The 286-nt window shown below is 73.1% G+C and carries 1 protein-coding gene; it reads left to right on the top strand.

Features of this window, described 5'->3' with window-relative positions:
* On the top strand, positions 1-286 hold a 286-nt coding region (locus IG88_RS43665), incomplete at both ends, for a ketoacyl-synthetase C-terminal extension domain-containing protein (protein WP_037837593.1).

Raw genomic sequence — 286 nt, 5'->3', positions numbered from 1 at the left:
CGGAGACGGGGCGTCCGCGTCGGGCTGCTGTGTCTTCGTTCGGGATCAGCGGTACGAACGCGCATGTGGTTCTGGAGCAGGCGCCGGCGGCGCTGCCGGTTGCGTCCGTGGATGCTTCTGCCGTGGCGCCGTCGGAGGAGTCCGGGTGTGCTGTGGTGCCGTGGGTGCTTTCCGCGCGTTCGGCTGGGGGGTTGCGTGGGCAGGCGGCGCGGTTGCGGGAGTCCGCTGCCGTGGCGGAGGCGTCCGACGCGGACGTCGCCTGGTCACTGCTGACGGCGCGGTCCGC

It is taken from the genome of Streptomyces sp. NRRL F-5650 (genome assembly GCF_000721365.1).
GTDB lineage: Bacteria > Actinomycetota > Actinomycetes > Streptomycetales > Streptomycetaceae > Streptomyces > Streptomyces ardesiacus.
Note: the sequence above shows the minus strand (reverse complement) of the source record. Positions and strands in the feature narration are given on the sequence as shown.